This window comes from Streptomyces luteogriseus (assembly GCF_014205055.1).
Taxonomy (GTDB): domain Bacteria; phylum Actinomycetota; class Actinomycetes; order Streptomycetales; family Streptomycetaceae; genus Streptomyces; species Streptomyces luteogriseus.
Window position 1 is genome coordinate 4,789,290 of record NZ_JACHMS010000001.1, and the last position, 17,511, is coordinate 4,806,800.

Annotated in this window: 18 protein-coding genes; 10 read left to right on the forward strand and 8 right to left on the reverse strand. The window is 70.2% G+C overall.

The genetic code is table 11. The features are described from left to right. Positions 1-68: 68 nt before the first annotated feature. Positions 69-347: a DUF2530 domain-containing protein gene (locus BJ965_RS21250; RefSeq protein ID WP_184910082.1), complete on the reverse strand. Its 279-nt coding sequence runs from the start codon at positions 345-347 to the stop codon at positions 69-71. 116 nt (positions 348-463) lie between these two features. Here BJ965_RS21250 and BJ965_RS21255 point away from each other — a divergent pair, with 116 nt between their 5' ends. Further along, positions 464-1,915, forward strand: coding sequence for an NCS2 family permease (locus BJ965_RS21255; RefSeq protein WP_184910083.1), 1,452 nt, complete (start codon positions 464-466; stop codon positions 1,913-1,915). Here BJ965_RS21255 and BJ965_RS21260 read toward each other — a convergent pair. Then, entirely contained in the window at positions 1,885-2,124 is a 240-nt protein-coding gene (locus BJ965_RS21260; RefSeq protein WP_184910084.1) for a ribbon-helix-helix protein, CopG family, read from the reverse strand. The genes BJ965_RS21255 and BJ965_RS21260 overlap by 31 nt on opposite strands. A gap of 149 nt (positions 2,125-2,273) precedes the next feature. Here BJ965_RS21260 and BJ965_RS21265 point away from each other — a divergent pair, with 149 nt between their 5' ends. Further along, positions 2,274-2,711: a MarR family winged helix-turn-helix transcriptional regulator gene (locus BJ965_RS21265; protein WP_030849396.1), complete on the forward strand. Its 438-nt coding sequence runs from the start codon at positions 2,274-2,276 to the stop codon at positions 2,709-2,711. A gap of 27 nt (positions 2,712-2,738) precedes the next feature. Next, entirely contained in the window at positions 2,739-4,103 is a 1,365-nt protein-coding gene (locus BJ965_RS21270) for an MFS transporter (protein ID WP_184910085.1), read from the forward strand. Between the two features lie 7 nt (positions 4,104-4,110). Here the strand turns inward: BJ965_RS21270 and BJ965_RS21275 are convergent, their stop codons facing one another. Both BJ965_RS21275 and BJ965_RS21280 read right to left on the reverse strand, forming a co-directional pair. Next, positions 4,111-4,698: a Uma2 family endonuclease gene (locus tag BJ965_RS21275; RefSeq protein ID WP_184910086.1), complete on the reverse strand. Its 588-nt coding sequence runs from the start codon at positions 4,696-4,698 to the stop codon at positions 4,111-4,113. Positions 4,699-4,794: 96 nt separating this feature from the next. After that, positions 4,795-5,316 carry a GNAT family N-acetyltransferase gene (locus tag BJ965_RS21280; protein WP_184910087.1) on the reverse strand — a complete coding sequence of 174 codons (522 nt, stop codon included), beginning with the start codon at positions 5,314-5,316 and terminating at the stop codon, positions 4,795-4,797. 25 nt (positions 5,317-5,341) lie between these two features. Between BJ965_RS21280 and thpR the strand changes: the two genes are divergently transcribed. Next, positions 5,342-5,920, forward strand: a complete 579-nt coding sequence (gene thpR, locus BJ965_RS21285) for an RNA 2',3'-cyclic phosphodiesterase (RefSeq protein ID WP_184910088.1) — start codon at positions 5,342-5,344, stop codon at positions 5,918-5,920. Between the two features lie 270 nt (positions 5,921-6,190). On the opposite strand, the gene BJ965_RS21290 is transcribed toward thpR, so the two are convergent. Both BJ965_RS21290 and BJ965_RS21295 read right to left on the reverse strand, forming a co-directional pair. Next, entirely contained in the window at positions 6,191-7,183 is a 993-nt protein-coding gene (locus BJ965_RS21290; RefSeq protein ID WP_184910089.1) for an aldo/keto reductase, read from the reverse strand. A 164-nt stretch (positions 7,184-7,347) separates the two neighbouring features. Next, positions 7,348-8,022 carry an SGNH/GDSL hydrolase family protein gene (locus BJ965_RS21295; protein ID WP_184910090.1) on the reverse strand — a complete coding sequence of 225 codons (675 nt, stop codon included), beginning with the start codon at positions 8,020-8,022 and terminating at the stop codon, positions 7,348-7,350. A gap of 123 nt (positions 8,023-8,145) precedes the next feature. On the opposite strand from BJ965_RS21295, the gene BJ965_RS21300 reads away from it, so the two are divergent. Continuing rightward, positions 8,146-9,120, forward strand: a complete 975-nt coding sequence (locus tag BJ965_RS21300; RefSeq protein ID WP_184910091.1) for a WD40 repeat domain-containing protein — start codon at positions 8,146-8,148, stop codon at positions 9,118-9,120. A 162-nt stretch (positions 9,121-9,282) separates the two neighbouring features. On the opposite strand, the gene BJ965_RS21305 is transcribed toward BJ965_RS21300, so the two are convergent. Next, positions 9,283-10,053 (reverse strand): TetR/AcrR family transcriptional regulator, encoded by a 771-nt coding sequence (locus tag BJ965_RS21305; RefSeq protein WP_184910092.1) that lies wholly within the window; start codon positions 10,051-10,053, stop codon positions 9,283-9,285. A gap of 109 nt (positions 10,054-10,162) precedes the next feature. Here BJ965_RS21305 and BJ965_RS21310 point away from each other — a divergent pair, with 109 nt between their 5' ends. From BJ965_RS21310 to BJ965_RS21330, 5 genes are all read left to right on the forward strand, one after another. Next, positions 10,163-11,122, forward strand: coding sequence for an ATP-binding cassette domain-containing protein (locus BJ965_RS21310; protein WP_184910093.1), 960 nt, complete (start codon positions 10,163-10,165; stop codon positions 11,120-11,122). Then, entirely contained in the window at positions 11,119-11,937 is an 819-nt protein-coding gene (locus BJ965_RS21315; protein ID WP_184910095.1) for an ABC transporter permease, read from the forward strand. Before BJ965_RS21310 ends, BJ965_RS21315 begins: the two co-directional genes overlap by 4 nt. A gap of 152 nt (positions 11,938-12,089) precedes the next feature. Further along, positions 12,090-13,610 (forward strand): cellulase family glycosylhydrolase, encoded by a 1,521-nt coding sequence (locus BJ965_RS21320; RefSeq protein ID WP_184910096.1) that lies wholly within the window; start codon positions 12,090-12,092, stop codon positions 13,608-13,610. A 312-nt stretch (positions 13,611-13,922) separates the two neighbouring features. Then, complete coding sequence (locus BJ965_RS21325; RefSeq protein WP_184910098.1) at positions 13,923-15,530, forward strand: alpha/beta hydrolase; 1,608 nt, start codon at positions 13,923-13,925, stop codon at positions 15,528-15,530. Between the two features lie 80 nt (positions 15,531-15,610). Then, positions 15,611-16,303, forward strand: a complete 693-nt coding sequence (locus tag BJ965_RS21330; protein WP_246545939.1) for a formylglycine-generating enzyme family protein — start codon at positions 15,611-15,613, stop codon at positions 16,301-16,303. 63 nt (positions 16,304-16,366) lie between these two features. On the opposite strand, the gene serC is transcribed toward BJ965_RS21330, so the two are convergent. Then, positions 16,367-17,485: a phosphoserine transaminase gene (gene serC, locus BJ965_RS21335; RefSeq protein WP_184910100.1), complete on the reverse strand. Its 1,119-nt coding sequence runs from the start codon at positions 17,483-17,485 to the stop codon at positions 16,367-16,369. Between the last annotated feature and the right edge of the window lie 26 nt (positions 17,486-17,511).

Here is a 17,511-nt window from a genome sequence, read left to right on the forward strand (position 1 = left end):
GAGCGTAGGGAGGGTGCGGGGACGTGTCTCGCGGGAGAGCGGGCAGGAAGGTGCCCAGTCTCCCGGCATCAGTCGGTTGAGGGCGTCGCGGTCAGCCCGTCGGCGGCCGCCGCGCGCTTGATCGCGGCGTCGCGCTTGCGGACGTACCAGATGCCGATCAGTCCCAGCCCGCCGCCGGCCAGGCACGTCCACACCCACCAGGTGAGGCCGCGGTCGTCGAACCAGCCGTAGAAGGGGAGCTGCACCAGGAAGAGGACGAACCACAGGATGGTGCCGCCGGTGATGGTGGCGACCACGGGGCCCTCAAGGGGCTCCGGCGCCTCGTGCCTGGGGGTCCACTTCGCCATGGGGACAGCTTACGAGGCGATCAGGTCTACGCGCGGAGATGGCCGAGGGTGGTTTTATATGTTCATACTGAAACGGTTTGTGTCTGACCACTTCTCTTCGTAGGAAACACCAACACATGTCCTCCTCGGCTCCTGCCAAGGTCCCCGCCCCTCAGCAGCCGGGAGCCGGGCCCACGTACGGCGCACTCGACCGCTTCTTCCGGATCTCCGAGCGGGGCAGCACCCTGCCCCGTGAGGTCCGCGGCGGTCTCGCCACCTTCTTCGCGATGGCCTACATCATCGTGCTGAACCCGATCATCCTCGGCAGCGCCAAGGACATGTACGGTCACCAGCTCGACAACGGGCAGCTGGTCACCGCGACGGCCCTCACCGCCGCGCTCACCACCCTCCTCATGGGCGTCATCGGCAACGTCCCGATCGCACTGGCCGCCGGCCTCGGCGTGAACTCCGTCGTCGCCCTCCAGCTCGCCCCGCGCATGTCCTGGCCGGACGCGATGGGCATGGTGGTCCTCGCCGGGTTCGTGGTCATGCTGCTGGTCGCCACCGGACTGCGCGAGCGCGTCATGAACGCCGTGCCCTACGGCCTGCGCAAGGCCATCTCCATCGGTATCGGCCTGTTCATCATGCTGATCGGGCTCGTCGACGCGGGCTTCGTCTCCCGGATCCCGGACGCCGCCCAGACCACCGTCCCGCTCCAGCTGGGCGGCGACGGTCACCTCGACGGCTGGCCGGTCCTCGTCTTCGTCCTGGGCGTCCTGCTGACCCTCGCGCTCATCGTGCGCAAGGTCTCCGGCGCGATCCTGATCTCCATCGTCGCCATGACGGCCCTCGCGGTGGTCATCAACGCGGTGGCCAAGGTGCCGAGCTGGGGCCTGACCACGCCCAAGTGGCCCGGCAACCCGGTCGCGAGCCCCGACTTCGGGCTGATCGGGCAGGTCAGCCTGTTCGGCGGCTTCGGCAAGGTCGGCATGCTGACCGGCGTGCTCTTCGTCTTCACCGTGCTGCTGTCGTGCTTCTTCGACGCGATGGGCACGATCATGGGCGTCTCCGACGAGGCGAAGCTGACCGATGGCGAGGGGCAGATGCCCGGGATCAACCGGGTGCTGTTCGTCGACGGCCTCGCGGTCGCCGCCGGTGGCGCCAGCTCCTCCTCCGCGACGACCGCCTTCGTCGAGTCCACGGCGGGTGTCGGCGAGGGTGCCCGGACCGGTCTGGCGAACGTCGTCACCGGTGGCCTCTTCGCCGTCGCCCTGTTCCTGACGCCGGTCGCCACGATGGTCCCGTCCCAGGCGGCCACCCCCGCGCTGGTCGCCGTCGGCTTCCTGATCATGGCCGGTTCGGTCAAGGAGATCGACTGGGCGGACTACACGATCGCCGTCCCTGCCTTCGTGACGATGCTGATGATGCCGTTCACCTACTCGATCACCAACGGCATCGGCATGGGCTTCATCACCTTCGTGGTGCTGCGGCTGGCGGCCGGGCGGGGCCGCGAGGTGCCGGGGGCGATGTACGTGGTGTCGGCGGTGTTCGCGTTCTACTACCTGATGCCGGCGCTGGGTCTGACCTGATCCGGATCCTCGTCGCCGGAGTCGGGTGGCCCGTAGAACCTCTCCGTCTCCTCGACGGCGGCCTGGAAGCGCTGATCGAAGTCATCTCGGATGAGCGTCCGGACGACATGGTCCTGGACGCTCATTCCCCTTTTCGCGGCATGGTGCCTGAGCCGTTCGAGCAGGTCCTGGTCTATTCGCAGGCTGAGCACACTGGTCCCCATGGCCATGAGGGTCGCGGCACCGTTCGGTGCGGCGGGGCGCGTTCCGCCGCCGTGTCACCCATATGAGTGATGTCACGGTTCAGTGGCGGGCGTCACGGCCGTTCGTGCGCGTCCCGGCTGGTCTTTAGCGAGAGTAATGAGTTACGCTAAAGAACATGCCGGACCTCAGCCATGGCGACGACGTAGCCGCCGTGAACTCCCTCCGATCCGCAGTGATGCGGCTGTCCCGTCGGCTCAAGCACCAGCGGGTCGACGAATCGCTCAGCCCCACCGAGATGTCGGTGCTGGGCACCCTGTCGCTGTGCGGCAGGGCCACGCCGGGCGAGCTCGCCCGCAAGGAGCACGTCCAGCCGCCGTCGATGACCCGCATCGTGGCGCTGCTGGAGGCCAAGGGGCTGGTCCGGCTGGAGCCGCACCCCGAGGACCGGCGTCAGAAGGTCGTCACACGCACCGAGCAGGCCGAGGCCATGCTCGAGGAGAGCCGCGCCAAGCGGAACGCGTTCCTGGCCACGCTGGTGGAGAACCTCGACGAGGACGAGTGGGCGAAACTGCGCGCCGCCGCCCCCGTGCTGGAGAAGCTCGCGCATCTGTAAGCAGTACGTCGCAAGGAGGCGAACCTTTTGAGTTCGGGACCCGGAGCAGCTTCCGCCCCCGCACCTGATCCCCACGATTCCCCGCCCGCCTCCGATCCGCTGACGCGCAAGTCCTCGATGTTCTCCTCCCTGAAGGTCAGGAACTACCGCCTGTTCTTCATGGGGCAGGTCGTCTCCAACATCGGCACCTGGATGCAACGCATCGCCCAGGACTGGCTGGTGCTCAGCCTCACCGGCTCCTCCGCGGCCGTCGGCATCACCACCGCCCTCCAGTTCCTGCCGATGCTGCTCTTCGGCCTCTACGGCGGTGTCCTCGTCGACCGGCTGCGCAAGCGGCCCACGCTGCTCGTGACGCAGTCGGCGATGGCGCTCACGGCGATCGCCCTGGCCGTCCTCACCCTCACCGGGCACGTCCAGGTGTGGCACGTGTACGTCGCAGCGTTCGCGGTCGGACTCGCCACCGTGGTGGACAACCCGGCCCGGCAGTCCTTCGTCTCCGAGCTGGTCGGCCCGGGGCAGTTGCAGAACGCCGTCAGCCTGAACTCGGCGAACTTCCAGTCCGCCCGCCTGGTCGGCCCCGCCGTCGCGGGCATACTCATCACCGGCGTCGGCACCGGCTACGCGTTCCTCTTCAACGGCCTGTCCTTCATCGCGCCGCTCACCGGACTGCTGCTGATGCGCGCCCGCGAGCTGCACGTCGTGGAGCGCGCCCCGCGCGGCAAGGGACAACTGCGGGAGGGCGTGCGGTACGTCACCGGCCGCCCCGAACTGATCTGGCCGATCGTCCTGGTCGGCTTCGTCGGCACCTTCGCCTTCAACTTCCCCGTGTACCTCTCGGCGTTCGCGGACGACGTGTTCCACGCGGGGGCGGGCGCGTACAGCATGTTCAACACGCTGATGGCGGTCGGCTCGGTCGCGGGCGCGCTGCTCGCGGCACGGCGGGGCACGGCCCGGCTGCGGCTGCTGATCGTGGCGGCCATGGCCTTCGGCGCGCTGGAGATCGTGGCGGCGACGACCCCCACACTGTGGATGTTCGCCCTGCTCATGGTCCCGCTGGGGCTGTTCGGCATGACGGTCAACGTCACCACGAACACCAGCATCCAGATGTCCACGGACCCCGCCATGCGCGGCCGGGTCATGGCCCTCTACATGATGATCTTCCTCGGCGGCTCCCCGGTCGGTGCCCCGATCGTCGGCTGGATCACCGATACCTACGGCGCCAGGGTCGGCCTCGCGGCCGGCGGTGCGGTGGCGGCACTCGCCGCGGCCGTCATCGGCCTGATCCTGGCCCGGCTCGGTAACCTGCGGCTGTCGGTGGGCTGGCACGGCGGGCATCCCCGGGTGCGTTTCGTGCCCCGGGAGCAGCAGGAGGCGCTGGCCCCGGCGGCGTAGGGCGGCGTCAGTCCCGGGGGAACTCGCCGGTCTCGAGGACGAGCCCGACCACGGTCCCCGTCAGGTCGATCTCGTCCCCGAAGTCCAGGCTCAGTTCGCCCCGGTACTCGCCGTCCTTGGGCTTGGTGTGCAGATGCCAGCGGCCGGTGTACGGATCCACGATCAGGTACACCGGCACACCGGCGGCGGCATACGCGTCCTTCTTGGGGCCGTAGTCGTTGGCGCCGGTCTTCCTGGAGATCACCTCGGCTACGAACTCGACGTCCTGGTACCGACACAGCCCCTTGGCGTTCTCCGTCGCGCCCTCCGCCATCACCGTCACGTCGGAGGCGAAGCCGTTGAGGTGGCCCGGGTAGTCGACGCGGACGTCGGACCTCACGCGCTTGCGCGGATACTTGGCGCGCAGCTGCTCGACGATGTCCAGGATGATGTCCCAGTGAGTGGCCCGCTGAGGCGCCATAAAGATGTTCCCCCCGACGATCTCGACCTTGTAGCCCTCGGGGACCGGCATCGTCTCCACCCACTCGAACATCGTGTCGAGGGTGAGTTCACCGCTGCTGTCGGCCATCTCGATCCTGTCTGCAAGGACGGTCATCGTGGCGCTCCTCCCCGGCCGCACCCGCGGATGGAGCCGGCCGCGCAGTACAACGATACGCACGGTGACCGGGACACGCCCGGCCCTGGAGTCCGCCTACACCCTCCGGGCCAGCAACTGCCCCGGCCAGTCGTTCTCGCCGACCGTGAAGGCCTCGGTGCGGGTGAAGCCGTTGGCCTCGTAGTAGCGGACGAGCTTGCCGTCGTCGCCGGCATAGCAGTCCACGCGCAGGAGGGAGATCCCGGCGCGGCGGGTCTCCTCGGCGGCGTGGGTCAGCAGGGCACTGCCCACGCCGTGCCCCTTGAATCGGCGGTCGGAGGCCAGCCAGTGGATGTAGCGCTCGGGTTCGCCGGGCTGCGGGAGGTGGGACAGGTAGGCGCCCGCCGATCCGGTGAGGGTGAGGGTGCCGGCCGGGACGCCGTCGACGTCGGCCATGAACACGCTGCCCTCCGCCATGTACCGGCCGACCGACTCCACCGTCTTCGGGCTCTGCGACAGCGGCTTCGTCCCCCACTGCCCCGTGCGCCCCTGGGAGACCAGCCACTCCACGCAGCTGTCGAGCATGCCGAGTATCGCGGGAATGTCGTCGGGCCCGCCGTCCCGGATGGTGATCTGCATCGCCCCATGGTGCCAGGCTGGGCTCATGAGACTCTTCGCGGCCCTGCTGCCCCCGGACGACGTGTGCCGTGAACTCGGTTCCGTGGTAGACGAGTTGCGCCGGCAGCCCGGCGCCGACGGCATGCGCTGGACCGGTCGGCCCGGCTGGCATTTCACGCTCGCCTTCTACGGCGAGGTCGACGACGGGCTCGTCCCCGCGCTGTCGGAGCGGCTGGAGCGGGCGGCGCGCCGCACCGAGCCGTTCCCGCTGGCCGTACGGGGTGGCGGGCAGTTCGGGCACGGGAAGGCGCTGTGGGCCGGGGCCGGGGCCGAGGGGGACCTGGCGACCCTCCGGCTGCTGGCCGAGCGGGCCGAGGCGGCGGGGCGCAAGGCGGGGGTGCCGATGGGGGAGCACCGGCGGTACAAGGCCCACCTGACCGTGGCGCGGAGCCGGGCGGCGGGGGACGTGCGGGCCTTCCTGGACACCCTCGCGGGCTTCACGGGCCGGACCTGGACCGTGCGGGAGCTCTGCCTGGTCCGGAGCCATCTGCCGGCGTCCGGGGTCGCGGGGGAGCAGCCGCGGTACGAGGCGGTCGGACGCTGGGCACTCGGGGGTGCCGGTTAGGCTCGGTGCCGTGGACCCGAAAACCCGCAACCGGATCATGGCCGGTGTGCTCGTGCTGATGTTTCTCGTCGTCGCCCTCGCCTCCGTGATCGGGAGGTAGCGGGGCGGGGTCGCGCGGTCGGTCGTGTACCGGCCGCGGGCCGGTGGGGGCTCGTCGCGCCCACGCGGCGGAGCCGCACATCGACACGGCCCCGCGCCCCTGAAGGGCGTCGGGGAAACCGCGGACCTCGCCACACAGCCTCGCGCCCCGGAAGACGGGCGCCGGCCCGATCACCAGGCGAAAGCCTCCGGGCTCGGGCCCGGGCCCGGGAAGATCTCGTCCAGGGCGGTCAGGAGTTCCTCGGAGAGCTCCAGCTCGGACGCGCGGACGGCGGAGGCGAGCTGCTCGGCGGTGCGCGGGCCGACGATCGGGCCGGTCACGCCGGGGCGGGTGAGCAGCCAGGCCAGGGCTGCCTCGCCGGGCTCGATGCCGTGCTTGTCGAGCAGGTCCTCGTAGGACTGGATCCGCGCCCGGGTGGCGGCGTCGTTGAGCGCGTCGGCCGCGCGGCCGGAGGCGCGGCGGCCGCCCTCGACCTGCTTCTTGAGGACACCGCCCAGCAGACCGCCGTGCAGCGGCGACCACGGGATGACCCCGAGTCCGTACTCCTGCGCGGCCGGGACGACCTCCATCTCGGCGCGCCGCTCGGCGAGGTTGTACAGGCACTGCTCGCTGACCAGGCCGATGGTCCCGCCGCGCCGGGCGGCGATCTCGTTGGCCTGGGCGATCTTGTAGCCGGGGAAGTTCGACGATCCGACGTAGAGGATCTTGCCCTGCTGGACCAGGACGTCGATCGCCTGCCAGATCTCGTCGAAGGGGGTGTCCCGGTCGATGTGGTGGAACTGGTAGACGTCGATGTGGTCCGTCTGGAGCCGCTTGAGGCTGGCGTCCACCGCCCGGCGGATGTTGACCGCGGAGAGCTTGTCGTGGTTGGGCCAGGCCGGGCCGTCGGCGCCCATGTTGCCGTACACCTTCGTGGCGAGGACGACCTTGTCGCGCCGTCCCTGGCCCTTCGCGAACCAGTTGCCGATGATGCTTTCGGTACGGCCCTTGTTCTCGCCCCAGCCGTACACGTTGGCGGTGTCGAAGAAGTTGATGCCCGCGTCCAGCGCCGCGTCCATGATGGCGTGGCTGTCGGCCTCGTCGGTCTGCGGGCCGAAGTTCATGGTTCCGAGGACGAGCCGGCTGACCTTGAGGCCCGTGCGTCCGAGCTGCGTGTACTTCATGGTTCCCAGCCAACGTCTTGGAGTGCGCTCCAGGCAAGCACGCCCGTGGGCGAGAGTGCTTTCCTCCACCCCTCCATGCGTCCGAACGGCACTGTTCGCCGACCAGCCGGTCGCGGGTCCGGTGGGCGAGGCGGGTGGCGCGCTCGTCGAGGCCGGCCGGACAGCTACGTCCCGTAAGGCCCGGCCAGGCCCCAGCCCTGGTGCATCGCCTCCGCGAAAGCCGCCGCGATCTTGTGCTCGCCACTCGCGTTGGGGTGGGTGCCGTCGTAGGTGTCGGTGGCGACGTCGTACGAGGGCGGGGGCGAGGCCAGGAGCACGGGGGAGCCGGGTTCGTCGAGGTCCGCGGCCGTCTTGGCGAGGAGTTCGTTGAAGCGGGCGACCTCGCCGGCGAAGGGCGCGTCCGACTGGGCGCGGACGTTCGGGGTGACCGGCAGCCACACCATCCGCACCCGGCGGTTCGCGGCCCGTGCCTCGGCCGTGAAGGCCCGGACGTTCTCGGCGGTCTGCTCGGCGTTCGTGTAGAAGCCCAGGTCGATCAGGCCCAGGGAGACCAGCAGCACGTCCGCGCGGCAGGACCGCACCGCGTCGCCGATCAGCGGCGCCATGTGCTGCCAGCCCTCGCCCCAGCCGGCCAGGTGGGAGCGCGGGAAGTCCGGTTCGGCGTAGGCGTACGACACCGGGGCGTCGGCGAGCTTGTCGTAGAGCGTCTCGCGCGGGCCGACGAGCGTGCACGGCCCGGCGTAGGAACGGCACAGGTGCTGCCACAGCCGGTAGCGCCATGTGTGTTCGCCCGTGCTCCCGATCGTCATGGAGTCACCGACGGGCATGAACCTGAGCATCCGCTCATGATGAACGATCTCGGCGCCCGACGGGGTGTGAGCCGGAACACGCCCCATGTCCTGCCGTCGGTCCTGTGATCCGTTACGCCGGTGAACCGCCGAGCCGGATGGCAGGCTTGGGGCATGCGCAGACCGTTCGCCCTTCTCGCCGCGGCCCTCCTCACGGGCGCCCTCGCCGTGCCCGCCTCCGCCGCCGACGGCGACGAGAAGTTCACGATCAAGGACCCGCGCATCACCGAGTCCAGCGGCCTGGCGGCCTCGCGGCAGCACCCCGGCATCTACTGGACGCACAACGACAGCGACGACGGCGCGTACCTCTACGCCGTCGACAGCTCGACGGGCGAGACGGTCGCCACGATCACCATGTCCGGCGTCGGCAGTCCGCGCGACGTCGAGGCCATCTCCATCGGGCCGGACAACCAGATCTACGTCGGCGACATCGGCGACAACCTCGGCGGCACCTGGCCGTACGTCTGGATCTACCGGCTGCCCGAGCCGAAGAACCTGCGCGACCAGACGATCAAGGCCACGCAGTACGTCGTGAAGTACTCCGGCGGTGCGCGGGACGCCGAGTCCCTGGTCGTGCACCCGAAGACCGGCCGCGTCTACATCGTCGACAAGAACGAGAAGGGCGGGCACCTCTTCGAAGGCCCGGCGGAGCTCTCCCCGTCCGGTGCGAACGTCTTCCGCCCGGTCGCCGCGGTCCCCGACCTGGAGGCCACCGACGCCACGCTCTCCCCGGACGGCGAACACCTCGTCGTACGCAGCTACTTCGGCGCGATCGCGTACGACTGGAACGGCGGAAAGATCAAGAAGAAGGAACGCCTCGGCGTGCCGTTCCTCGGGCAGGGCGAGTCCGTCACATACACCGCGGACGGCAAGAGGCTGATGTACGGCGCCGAGGGCGCGGACAGCCCGGTGGAGCCCCAGGACGCCCCCGGTGGCGGAGACTCCGACTCCTCCTCCGGCAGCGGGAGTTCGGCCACGTCCGAGAGCGGGGGAGACGGACTGACCGGCAACCTGAAGACGGGCGCGATCGCCGCGGGGGTCCTTCTGGTGGTCGTCCTGGGCGTGCGGGGGATGAGGCGGCGGGGTTAACACCCCGCGACGGGTCGGCGCCCCCCCCCCCCCCCCCCCCCCCCCCGCCGCGGCGCGCCCCCCGCTGCGGGGCAGGCCCGGGGCCGTGCCGGCCGTCCTCGCCCGGCCCGCCGCCGTCTCAAGGTCCCGACGGGCCCGTCCGGGCGGGACGGTGGGGTGCCCCTAGGTCCGGTGGGCCACCAGTATCTCCAGCCCGTCCAGGATCCGTTGCAGTCCGAATTCGAAGTGGTCGAACTCCGCGCCGAAGGCGTCCTCGGAGAGGGACGCCAGTACCGGGTAGCGGCCCGAGGTCATGGCCTTCTCCAGCGCCGGCACCTGCGCCTGCCAGAACTCGGCGTCCGTCAGGCCCGTCCGGCGCTCCGCCTCCTGTTCGTAGAGCTGCGTGCGCGCGGCCCCGACGACATATCCGTCGATCATGATGATCGCGGAAACCAGTTCGGGGTCGGTCAGCCCCATCGGGCGGATCCGGGTGAGGACCTTCTCCATGCCGTCGAGGGCGCTGGGGCCGAGGATCGGGCGGGACTGGTTGACCTGGAGCAGCCAGGGGTGGCGCCGGTAGAGGGCGAGGGTGGCGCGGGCCAGTGCCTCCAGGGCCCCCCGCCAGCCGTCGTCGCCGAGGTCGGCCGGGTTCTCGGAGGGGCGCTGCACCCGGTCCAGCATCAGGTCGAGCAGCTCGCCCTTGCCGGGCACGTACCGGTACAGCGACATGGTGCCGGTGCCGAGCTCCGCGGCGACGCGGCGCATGGAGAGCTTCTCCAGTCCCTCGGTGTCCGCCACCTGGATGGCAGCTTCCACGATCCGGTCCAGCGTGAGGGCCGGTTTGGGGCCCCGGCTGGGGCGGCGGCCGGTCTCCCACAGCAGTTCGAGGGTGCGGGCGATGTCGCCGCTGCCGCTGGTCTCCGTACCGCCCGTGCCACTCGTACCGCTCGTCATGGAGCCAGCTTAAGGCGCCCGGCAAACAACTGGGTACACCGTACGCGTAATCGGGTACGCTGTACCCAGTTCGGTGCCGAGGCGGCACGGGCGGACGGGAGGGGGCGGCATGGACGGATACGCGGTGCGGGCCGAGGCGCTGGAGAAGAGGTACGGCGAGAAACGCGCACTCGACGGCTTCGACCTTGCGGTGCGCGAGGGCACGGTGCACGGCCTGCTCGGTCCGAACGGGGCGGGCAAGACCACGGCCGTGCGCATCCTGTCCACGCTCATCCGGCTCGACGGGGGCCGTGCGACGGTCGCCGGTCTCGACGTCGCCCGGCAGGCGCGCGAGGTGCGGGCCCGGATCGGCCTCACCGGCCAGTACGCGGCGGTCGACGAGGTGCTGACCGGCCGGCAGAACCTCGAGATGTTCGGCCGCCTGTTCCACCTGGGCGGGAAGCGGGCCAGGCTGCGGGCGGCCGAGCTGCTGGAGCAGTTCGACCTGACCGACGCCGCCGACCGGGGGGTCGGCAAGTACAGCGGCGGCATGCGGCGCCGCCTCGACCTCGCGGCGTCCATGATCCTCGCCCCGGCGGTCCTCTTCCTCGACGAGCCGACGACCGGTCTCGACCCCCGTAGCCGGGGCGAAGTCTGGGAATCGGTCCGGGCGTTGGTGGCCGGCGGCACGACCGTGCTGCTGACCACGCAGTACCTGGAGGAGGCCGACAAGCTCGCCTCGCACATCACCGTCATCGATCAGGGGCGGGCCATCGCCGACGACACCCCGGACGGGCTGAAGAGCCTGGTCGGCGGCGACCGTATCGAGGTCGTGGTCGCCGAGCGGTCCGAGATCCCGCGGGTGGTGAAGACCGTCGCCCGGGTCGCGGACGGCGAACCCGAGGCGGACGAGACGGAGTTGCGGGTGCACGCACCCGTCACCGACCGGGTCACCGCTCTCACCGAGGTCGCCCGGACCCTCCAGGACGAGGGCGTCCGGGTCGAGGACATCGGACTGCGCAGGCCGAGCCTCGACGACGTGTTCCTGCGCCTGACCGGACACCGCACCGAGAAGGAGTCCGCGGCATGAGCGCCACCGACCTGAGCACCCCGAGCTCGCGGAGCGGCGCGTACTGGCTGCTCGCCGACTGCTGGAACATCGTCCGCCGCGGCCTGACCCACTACCAGCGCCAGCCGGTCAACATCGCCTGGCAGCTGGGCTTCCCGATTCTGTCCGTCCTGATGTACGGCTATGTCTTCGGCAGCGCGATGAAGGTGCCGGGCGGCGGGAACTACCAGGACTTCCTGATGCCGGGCATGTTCGTCATGACCATGGCGTTCGGCTTCATGAACACCGCCACGGTCGTGGTGTACGACTCCACCAAGGGCGTCATCGACCGGTTCCGCTCGATGCCGATGGCGTCCTCGGCCGTGGTGGCCGGGCGCGGGGTCACCGACATCATCGTCGCCTGCGCCGAGTTGGCGATCATGATGCTCACCGCGCTCGCCATGGGCTGGCGGCCGGACGGCGGCGCGGGCTTCCTCGGCGCGTTCGGACTGCTGCTGTGGCTGCGCTTCTCGCTGATCTGGATCGGGGTGTGGCTCGGCCTGATCGTGCCCAACCCGGAGGCGGCGGGCGGCCTCTACGCGGTCGCCTTCCCCTTCACGATGATCTCCAGCATCTTCGTCGCACCGCAGCTGATGCCCGACTGGCTCGGCTGGGTGGCGGTCTGGAACCCGATCTCCTCCACGGCGGCGGCGACCCGCGAGCTGTTCGGCAACCCGGTCGACGGCGACACCTGGGTCGAGCAGCACGCGCTGCTGATGGCCGGAGTGTGGCCGGTGATCCTGACCGCGATCTTCCTGCCGCTGGCCGTACGGCGGTTCAAGAAGCTGAGCCGATAGCGGTTGCGCGCGTCCCAGAGTCTTGACGTGCTCATGTTGCGTCAGTTCTCTGGGAGGTGCGCGGCATGATGGGAGCGCTCCCATCCGTTCCGGGTGCCGTGCTTCCCCCCTCCCCAAGAGGAACCCAAGAGGAACCCGAGAGGAAGCAGCCCATGTTCCGCACTCTGCGCAGAGCGCTGTGTGTCGCCGCGGCGCTCCTGTTACCGCTGGCGGGCGTGCAGTCGGCACGGGCCGATGTCGCCGCGGAGGCCGCCGGCGGCGGCTACTGGCACACCAGCGGTCGGCAGATCCTGGACGCGGCCGGACAGCCCGTCCGTATCGCCGGCATCAACTGGTTCGGCTTCGAGACCGCCAACCACGTCGTCCACGGCCTGTGGGCCCGCGACTACAAGAGCATGATCGACCAGATGAAGTCGCTGGGCTACAACACCATCCGCATGCCCTACAGCGACGACATCCTCAAGCCCGGCGCCATGCCGGACAGCATCAACACCGACGGCAAGAACACGGACCTGCGCGGGCTGACGTCCCTCCAGGTCCTGGACAAGATCGTGGCCTACGCCGGGCAGTCCGGCCTCAAGGTCGTCCTGGACCGGCACCGCCCGGACGCGGCGGGCCAATCGGCCCTCTGGTACACGGCGTCGGTCCCCGAGTCGACGTGGATCACCAACCTCAAGGCCTTGGCGACGCGTTACAAGGGCAACTCCACCGTCGTCGGCATCGACCTGCACAACGAGCCGCACGACCCGGCCTGCTGGGGCTGTGGCGACACCTCCCGCGACTGGCGCCTCGCCGCCCAGCGCGCGGGCAACGCGGTCCTGTCGGCCAACCCCGACCTGCTGATCATGGTCGAGGGCGTGCAGTCGCACGAGGGCGTGAACGGCTGGTGGGGCGGCAACCTCATGGGCGTGGCCCAGTACCCGGTCCAACTGGACGTCCCGGACCGGCTGGTGTACTCGGCGCACGACTACGCGACATCGGTGGCGCAGCAGTCCTGGTTCTCCGACCCGTCCTTCCCCGCCAACATGCCGGGGATCTGGGACAAGTACTGGGGTTACATCTTCAAGCAGAACATCGCCCCGGTGTGGCTCGGCGAGTTCGGTACGACGCTCCAGCCCTCGGTGGACCAGAAGTGGCTGGCCGAGCTGGTGAAGTACCTGCGCTCGACGTCGACGTACGGTGCCGACAGCTTCCACTGGACGTTCTGGTCCTGGAACCCCAACTCCGGTGACACGGGCGGCATCCTGAAGGACGACTGGCAGACGGTCGACACGGTGAAGGACGGGTACCTGGCGTCCGTCAAGGCGCCGGGCTTCGACACCGGCGGCTCCGGCCCCGGCCCGGGCGGTCCCGGCGACCCCGGCAACGGCACGCCCGCCTGCACCGCCGCCTACACCGTCAGCAGCGACTGGGGCGGCGGCTTCAACGCCGAGGTGAAGGTGACCAACGCGGGCACGCTGCCGCTGAAGTCCTGGAAGGTGAGCTGGACCTGGAGCGGTTCCCAGAAGGTCACCAGCATGTGGAACGCCTCGCACACCCAGAGCGGGGCGACCGTCACGGCGGTGAACGCGGCGCACAACGGGAGTGTGCCGGTGGGCGGTTCGGCGAGCTTCGGCCTGGGCGGCGCGCCCGGGGGCGGGGACGTGCCGAGCGTGAGGTGCACGGCCACGTGAGCAGGGAATGAGGTGGGGGCCCGGTGTCCGCCGGGCCCCCCACTGCCCGGCCCGCCGCACCGACCGCCCGGGTCCGTCTGCCGGTCCGTCTGCCGGTCCGTCTGCCGGTCCGTCTACCGGTCCGTCTGCCGGTCCGTCTGTCCGGAATTGTCAGAACGCCCCGTTTCTGCGGGCTTCCTGAGGGCGGGCTGTGCCTCGATTTGGTCAAGTCTTGCTCGAATTCGTACATGCGCGGTGCGGTATTCCGAAACGATTCGGCACGGCCCGTGTCACTCGCGGGCCTGACCCCCCTCACCGTTGCGAGAGAACTCCATGAGAAGAAGCGCAGCCGTCCTGTGCGGCGCCACGGTCGTCCTGGCCGGGACACTCACCGCCGTCCCCGCCAACGCCAGCGCGTCGCACGCCGAGAACACCGCCCTGACGACCGCCGCCGCGAAGATCAGCTGGAAGAAGTGCGCGACGGACGACACCCCGACGCTCCAGTGCGGCTCGGTCAAGGTGCCGCTCGACTACGCGAAGCCGCGAGGGAAGCAGATCACGCTGGCTCTCTCCCGCGTGCCGCACACCGCGCCGAAGTCCCAGGGCCCGCTGCTCGTCAACCCCGGCGGTCCCGGCGGAAGCGGCCTGTCGCTGGCCGAGTTCGTCGCGTCCTCCCTGCCCAAGGCGGTCGCCGCCCAGTACGACGTCATCGGCTTCGACCCGCGCGGAGTGGGCAAGAGCCAGCCCGCCCTGGACTGCAAGCCGGGCCACTTCGACCCCGTGCGCCCCGACTCCGTGCCGAGCACACCGGCGCTGGAGAAGGCGAACCTCGCGCGCGCCAAGTCCTTCGCCAAGGCCTGCGGCACGAAGTACGCGGACGTCCTGCCGTACATCGACACGGTCAGTGCCGTGAAGGACATGGACTCGATCCGCAAGGCCCTCGGCGCACCGAAGATCAACTACTTCGGCTACTCGTACGGCACCTACCTCGGCGCCGTCTACGCCAAGCTGTTCCCCGAGCGGGTGCGGCGCCTGGTGCTGGACTCGATCGTCGACCCGACCGGCGTCTGGTACGACGACAACATCCAGCAGGACTACGCCTTCGACAAGCGCCACAAGGCCCTGATGGCGTGGATCGCCAAGTACGACTCCACGTACAAGCTCGGCACGAACCCGAAGAAGATCGAGGCCAAGTGGTACGCCATGCGGGCGGCCCTGGCCAAGAAGCCCGCGGGCGGCAAGGTGGGCGCCTCCGAGCTGGAGGACATCTTCATACCCGGCGGCTACAACAACGCCTACTGGCCCACGCTCGCGCAGACGTTCGCGGCGTACGTCAACAACCACGACACCGCGGCGCTGGTCGAGGCGTACGACAACATCGCCGCCATCGATGCCTCGGGTGACAACGGCTACAGCGTTTACACGGCGGTGCAGTGCCGTGACGCGTCCTGGCCGCGCGACTGGAAGCAGTGGCGCAAGGACAACTGGGCGGTGTACGAGAAGGCGCCGTTCATGGCGTGGAACAACGCCTGGTACAACGCGCCGTGCGCGTTCTGGCCGACGAAGACGCTGAAGCCGGTGAACGTCGCCAACACCAAGCTCCCGCCGGTGCTGCTGTTCCAGGCGACGGACGACGCGGCCACGCCCTACCAGGGCGGCGTCACCATGCACCGGCTGCTGAAGGGCTCCAGCCTGGTGGTGGAGCAGGGCGGCGGCAACCACGGCATCACGCTGAGCGGCAACGCCTGCCTCGACAAGCACCTCGCGACGTACCTCACCAACGGCAAGGTCCCGCACGGCAGCGGTGTGGCGGACGCGGTGTGCAAGAAGAACCCCGACCCCAAGCCGCAGCCGGCGGCGCAGAAGGCTCCGAGCGCGACGCAGCCGGCCGTCGCGGCGGTCGGCGACAGCCTGCGCGGGATCCTGGGGTCCGGACGCTGACCGCGTCACCGGCCCAGGCCTGACACGGACACACGGGGCGCCCGGCGACACTCGCCGGGCGCCCTCTAGGGTGTCCGGCCATGGGGGAGAACGCGGACAACGAGATGGTGGCCGTCCCGGCGGGGCGCGTCACGCTGTCCGACCGGCGGACGCAGCGCAGTTGGGCGGTGGAGGTCGCGTCGTTCCGCATGTCGGCGGTCCCGGTCACGCAGGAGTGGTACGCCCGGGTCACCGGCGAGCGTCCGAGCACGGCCAGGGGCGGCCGGCTGCCCGTCGAGGGCGTGTCCTGGTGGGACGCGATCCGGTTCTGCAACGCGCTGTCCGTACACGAGGGCCTGACCCCCGCGTACGAGGTGGAGCACGGCACCGGGAGCGCCGACGGGGACGCCACCGCCCACTGGGACCCCGCCGCCGACGGCTACCGGCTGCCCACCGAGGCCGAGTGGGAACACGCCTGCCGCGCCGGCGGAACCGGCCCGCGCTACGGCCCGCTCGACGACATCGCCTGGTACCGCGGCAACTCCGGCGACCGCGTCCGGTCCGTGGGCGGCCGACAGCCCAACGCCTGGGGCCTGTACGACATGCTCGGCAACGTCTGGGACTGGTGCTGGGACCTCTACGACGCCGAGGTCTACGGCACGTACCGGGTGCTGCGGGGCGGCGGCTGGTCCGACGAGCACTGGAGCTGCCGCGCCTCGGTGCGCCGCCGGAGCCATCCGACGTTCCGGATCGACGACGTGGGGTTCCGGGTGGCGCGCTCGACACCGGCCTGAGCGCGGAAGAGGGCGCCCCGCACGAGCGGGACGCCCTCGACACTCACGTCGGGTGCGAGAAGGTCAGAGCTTCTCGATCACGTAGTCGATGCACTTGGTGAGCGCCTCGATGTCCGCCGGGTCGATCGCCGGGAACATCGCGACGCGCAGCTGGTTGCGGCCGAGCTTGCGGTAGGGCTCGGTGTCGACGATGCCGTTGGCGCGCAGCACCTTGGCGACGGCGGCGGCGTCGACCTCGTCCGTGAAGTCGATCGTGCCGATGACCTGCGAGCGCTTGGCCGGGTCGGTGACGAACGGGTTGGCGTACTTGATGTCCTCGGCCCAGCCGTAGAGCGTGCGGGCGGAGCTGGCGGTGCGCCGGACCGACCAGTCCAGGCCGCCCTGGCCGTTGATCCACTCCAGCTGCTGGTTCAGCAGGAAGAGGGTGGCCAGCGCCGGGGTGTTGTACGTCTGGTTCTTGCGGGAGTTGTCGATCGCCGTCGGCAGCGAGAAGAACTCCGGGACGTGACGGCCGGACGCGTGGACGCGCTCCGCGCGCTCGATCGCGGCCGGGGAGAAGACGCCGATCCACAGGCCGCCGTCGGAGGCGAAGGACTTCTGCGGGGCGAAGTAGTAGACGTCCGTCTCGGACACGTCGACGGGCAGGCCCCCGGCGCCGGACGTGGCGTCCACCAGGACCAGGGAGCCCTCGTCGGCACCGGCCACGCGCTTGATCGGCATGGCGACACCGGTCGAGGTCTCGTTGTGGGTGAACGCGTAGACGTCCACGCCCGCCTCGGCGGCCGCCTCGGGGTGGGTGCCCGGGTCGGAGGAGATGACGGTCGGCTCGGCCAGCCAGGGGGCCAGCTTGGCGGCCTTGGCGAACTTCGAGGAGAACTCGCCGAAGTTGAGGTGCTGCGACTTGTTCTCGATCAGGCCGTGCGTCGCGACGTCCCAGAACGCGGTCGAGCCGCCGTTGCCGAGGATCACCTCGTAGCCGTCGGGGAGCTGGAACAGCTCACTGATGCCCTCGCGCACCTGGCCGACCAGGTTCTTGACGGGAGCTTGACGGTGGGAGGTGCCCATGAGGGAGGTGCCGGTCGCGGCCAGCGCGTCCAGCGCTTCCGTCCGCACCTTGGAGGGGCCCGCGCCGAAACGTCCGTCGGCGGGCTTGATGTCAGCGGGAATCCGGATCTCAGCCACGGAGGGGAGCGTAGCCGTTTCCAGAA